Consider the following 4,437-nt stretch of genomic DNA (forward strand, 5'->3'; position numbering starts at 1 on the left):
GACCACGACCGCGCATGCCGTGCCTGCCGTGCCTGCCGTGCCCAGGACAAGGAGTACGTGTGACCACCCCCACCCACACCATGACGCCCCAGGGCCGCGGGGCCGACCACACCGCCGCGGAGATCGCCCAGCAGCCCGGCGTATGGCGTGAGGTCGGTACGATCGTCTCCCGCGCCCGAGACAGCCTGGACACGTTCCTGAAACCGCTGCTCGCCCAAGAGGACCTGCGGATCGTCCTGACCGGAGCGGGCACCTCGGCCTTCGCCGGGGAGGTCGTCCGCGCGGCGCTCGCACGGGCCACCGGCCGGCGGGTGGACGCGGTCCCCACCACCGACATCGTCGCGGACCCCCACGCATCTTTCCCGGACGACACCCCCACACTGCTCGTGTCCTTCGCACGTTCCGGGGACAGCCCGGAGAGCGTCGCAGCCACCCGCCTCGCCGAGCAGGTCCTCACCCGCGTGAGCCACCTCGTCATCACCTGCAACAGCTCCGGACACCTGGCCCAGGCACACCACGAGAACACCACCTCCTACGTCCTCCTCATGCCGGCCGCGGCCAACGACCGCGGCTTCGCCATGACATCGAGCTTCACCAGCATGCTGCTGGCATCCCTGCTCACCTTCGGCGCGCTCGGCACCGACGGCATCGAGGCACCGGCCGCGGCGGCCGAGCACATCACGGCAGGGGGCCTGGACCAGGCCATCGACACCCTGCTGGCCCACCACTGCAAACGGCTGGTCTACCTCGGCAGCAGCAGCGCGCTGAAGGGACTGGCCCAAGAGTCCGCGCTGAAACTGCTGGAGCTGACCGGAGGCGGGCTCGTCGCGTCCTCGGAGACCTCTCTCGGCTTCCGCCACGGCCCCAAATCGGTGCTGACCGACCACACCGCCGTGGTCGTGTACGTCTCCAACGACCCCTACACGCGCCGCTACGACCTCGACATCATCGCCGAACTGCGCACGGGCCCCGCCCCCGCCGCTGTCGTGGCCGTCACCGCGTCCCCCGACGGACTGCCCGAGGACGGCACCTGGCTGCTGCCCGGCCTCACGGACGCCGACGACGCCGCTCTCGCCCTGCCCGCCGTGCTGACGGCGCAGCTCATCGCACTGCGTTCCTCCATGGCCCGCGGTATCCCGTCCGACAACCCGTTCCCCTCGGGAGAGGTGAACCGCGTGGTGCAGGGCGTGACCGTGCATCCCCTGCCTGAGCGACGCGGCGACGTCGCCTAACAACGTCCCGAGAAAGCCGAGCAAAGGAACGACGATGTTTTTGGGTGTGGACGGCGGAGGCACCAAGACGGCATTCTGTCTGATCGACAGCACGGGCACCATCCGGGCCCGAACCCTCGGTGAGGGCGCCTACTACTTCGCGGACAACGCCACCGGTGGCGTCGACCACGTGGTGCAGGTCCTCGAACAGGGAATCCGGGCCGTGACCGAGACCGCGGACATCACGCCCGCGGACATCGACCACGCATTTTTGGGCCTGCCCGGCTACGGCGAGGTCCCCGGCGACATCGCCGCGCTGGACGCCGCCCCCGGCCGGGTCCTGGGACACCAGCGTTACGCGAGCGACAACGACATGATCTGCGGCTGGGCGGGCTCACTCGGCGCGGCGGACGGCATCAACGTCATCAGCGGCACCGGCTCGATGACCTACGGCGAGCGCCAGGGCCGCGGCGTGCGCACCGGCGGCTGGAGCGAACTCTTCAGCGACGAGGGCTCGGCATACTGGATCGCCGCCCGGGCACTCAACCTCTTTTCCCGGATGAGCGACGGCCGGCTGCCCGAGGGGCCTTTCGCTAAACTCCTGCGCCGGCACCTGAAGCTGACCTCGGACCTTGAAGTGATCGACGTCGTCCTCAAGCGCTGGCAGGGGCACCGGGGCGAGATCGCCTCGCTGACCCCGCTGGTGGTCGAGGCGGCCCGGGCGGGCGACACACAGGCCGACGCCGTCCTCGCCGAGGCCGGCGGGGAACTGGCCCTGCTCGTGGACAGCGCCCGGCGCCGGCTGGGCTTCACTCCCGACGAGACGGTCCTCGTCTCCTACTCCGGCGGTGTCTTCCGTTCGCCCCGGGTGCTCGACGCGTTCACCACCGCGCTGCAAAGCGGCGCGGCCCGGTACGAGTTGCGTCACCCCCTCTTCGAACCGGTGGTGGGCGCAGCCCTCTATGCGGCCAGGCTCGCCGGCACCCCCCTCGGCGTCGACGCGCTGGCCGCGCTGCGCTCCAGCTCGGACCTCACCCCTACAGAGAGCAGTGACGGCGATGCGTGAAAAGCGAACCTGGATCCTCTACGCGGGCCTGCTGGTGCTGTTCTGGGGGGTCTGGGGGGCGTTTTCGAGTCAGCCGACCGAGCGGTACGGCTATCCGGACGAGATGATCTACGTCATCTGGGCCTTCACCATGCTCGTCCCCGCCGTGGTCGCGCTGCGCCGGGAGCGATTCGACCGGCGCCCCATCGCGGCCGTGTACGGGCTCGCGGCCGGGCTCACCGGAGCGGGCGGTCAACTCCTGCTGTTCCAGGCGCTGTCCGACGGACCCGCCTACCTGATCTTCCCCGTGGTCTCCCTCTCCCCGGTGATCACCGTCCTGATGGCCGTGGCTCTGCTGCGCGAACGCATCGGGAGGCTCGCTGTGACCGGTGTGATCGCCGCGCTGACCGCCATCGTGCTGATCAGCATCCCGGCGGGGGCCGGCGGCTCGGTCAGCACCGGGTCCTGGCTCGTGCTGGCCATCCTGATCTGCGTGGCCTGGGGAGCGCAGGCGTTCTTCATGCGCAAGGCCGCCCTCGCGGACGTCAACGACGCGACCACCTTCGGCTGGATGACCATCAGCGGCCTGCTCCTCGTACCCGTCGCCCTCCTCACGATGGGCGGGCTGCCCGACGCCCCCTGGCAGGCTCCGGCGCTCACCGCCGGCACGCAGATCCTCAACGCCGTGGGCGCGCTGTTCCTCGTCATGGCGCTCAGCCGGGGCAAGGCCAGTGTCGTAGCACCGGTCACCAACGCCTTGGCACCCGTCCTCACCATCGTGCTGTCGCTGGTGGTCTACCAGACGTTGCCGACCGTGTGGGCAACGATCGGCATCGTGCTCGCCCTCGCCGGCTCCACCCTGATGGTCTACGCCGACGAGAAACGCGACGAAGCCCCCGGACAGCCGCAACCGTCAACCACCGGCTCGTAAGCCCACCCCACGCGGCCCCCTCACACCCGGCCCGCGACCGTTCCCAGCCGGCCCGCCGCAAGGCAGGCCGGGTCCCCCACCGGCCAGATCTCGCCGTCTGAGGAGTACGCACATGCCCCTGGCCCCCACCCCAGAGCTTGTTCCCCGGACCGCCGCCGAACGCGGTTGCATCACCGCCCTCAACGTCACCACCCCGGAGCACGCAGAAGGCACCGTGACGGGCACCGAGTCCACCGGAAGGCCGGCGAACCCCCAGATCAGCGAGAACGCGATGCGCTACCACGGTAGACGACTTACTCCCCTCGCACTGACGGCGGCGTCGACGGCCCGGACAGCAACGGTCGGCGTGACCCTGCACCTGGACCACCTCACCGACACCGAACTGCTGCACCAGGCGGCTGACACAAACTTCTCCACGGCGATATTCGACACAGGGGCACTGTGACCTACGCAGACAACCTCACCACGACCGTGTCGGCGACTCACCGGGCACACAACGCCGGCCCCCGGATCGAAGCCGAACCGGGATACGACGGCGGCAAGCCCGAACCCCCCGCCAGCGCCCACACCGCCAGCATGCGCACAAACCCGCCGGAAAAGCCGACCACGTGGCACGCACCGGCGTGGACGCCCTGGCGCTCGCCGTGGGCAGCAGCCACACCATGGCCGAACGGGTAGCGGCCCTGGACCACGCGCTCATCGCACAACTGGGAGACAGTTCCGGTCCCGCTGGTGCTGCACGGATCATCCGGGGTCCCCGACGCGAACCTTCAGGCTGCGGTGCCGGCAGGCATGACGAAGGTCAACGTCGGTACGGCACTCAACATCGCGCTGACCAGCGTGGTGCGTGAAATCCCGTCCCAGGAACCGGCGTTGACGGACCCAGGCACTTACCTCGGCCCGGCCCACGAAGCCGTCGCGAGTACCGTGTACAACATCCTGATGGTCCTGGCGGCCTGACGGTGTAGGAGGCACCTCGACGAACCGGAGCCGGCCTGCCGGGCGCGGCTCGTGCATCCCTACCGCCTGCGACGTACGACCGGACCTCGCGATATCGGCACCGGTCCCGACTCCCTTGGTTACGCTGCGACTCATGGGTCTTTTCAGTAGGAAGGGCAAGCAGCCGCAGTCGGGCGAGCAGCGGGAAATGAGCTTCGGCCGCGAGGAACTGGACTCGCTGAGGCCGTTTGTCGTGCCACCCGACCGGATCCCGCCCGGGGCGGCCGAAGGTGCGCCCGTCGCCCTGCCTG

3 protein-coding genes and 1 pseudogene are annotated in these 4,437 nt (G+C 69.8%); all 4 read left to right on the top strand.

Annotated features, from left to right (window positions below):
• Window positions 1-59 precede the first annotated feature (59 nt).
• The 4 genes and pseudogenes from ACH4DZ_RS44925 (at window position 60) to ACH4DZ_RS44940 (ending at window position 4,147) form a co-directional block, all read left to right on the top strand.
• Window positions 60-1,232: an SIS domain-containing protein gene (locus tag ACH4DZ_RS44925; protein ID WP_398295598.1), complete on the top strand. Its 1,173-nt coding sequence runs from the start codon at window positions 60-62 to the stop codon at window positions 1,230-1,232.
• Window positions 1,233-1,266: 34 nt separating this feature from the next.
• A complete protein-coding gene (locus ACH4DZ_RS44930; RefSeq protein ID WP_398295599.1) occupies window positions 1,267-2,277 on the top strand; it encodes an N-acetylglucosamine kinase in 1,011 nt (336 codons plus the stop codon).
• The gene (locus ACH4DZ_RS44935) at window positions 2,270-3,187 is read left to right on the top strand and encodes a DMT family transporter (RefSeq protein ID WP_398295601.1); all 918 of its coding nucleotides are present in this window, start codon (window positions 2,270-2,272) and stop codon (window positions 3,185-3,187) included. Before ACH4DZ_RS44930 ends, ACH4DZ_RS44935 begins: the two co-directional genes overlap by 8 nt.
• A gap of 112 nt (window positions 3,188-3,299) precedes the next feature.
• Window positions 3,300-4,147 (top strand): annotated as a pseudogene (locus tag ACH4DZ_RS44940) (class II fructose-bisphosphate aldolase).
• Window positions 4,148-4,437 lie beyond the last annotated feature (290 nt).

Source organism: Streptomyces sp. NPDC017991 (assembly GCF_044328075.1).
Lineage (GTDB): Bacteria > Actinomycetota > Actinomycetes > Streptomycetales > Streptomycetaceae > Streptomyces.

Bases quoted from the DNA above. Each gene is read 5' to 3' on its own strand.
- ACH4DZ_RS44930 (WP_398295599.1), top strand. From the start codon at position 1,267: ATGTTTTTGGGTGTGGACGGCGGAGGCACCAAGACGGCATTCTGTCTG.
- ACH4DZ_RS44935 (WP_398295601.1), top strand. From the start codon at position 2,270: ATGCGTGAAAAGCGAACCTGGATCCTCTACGCGGGCCTGCTGGTGCTG.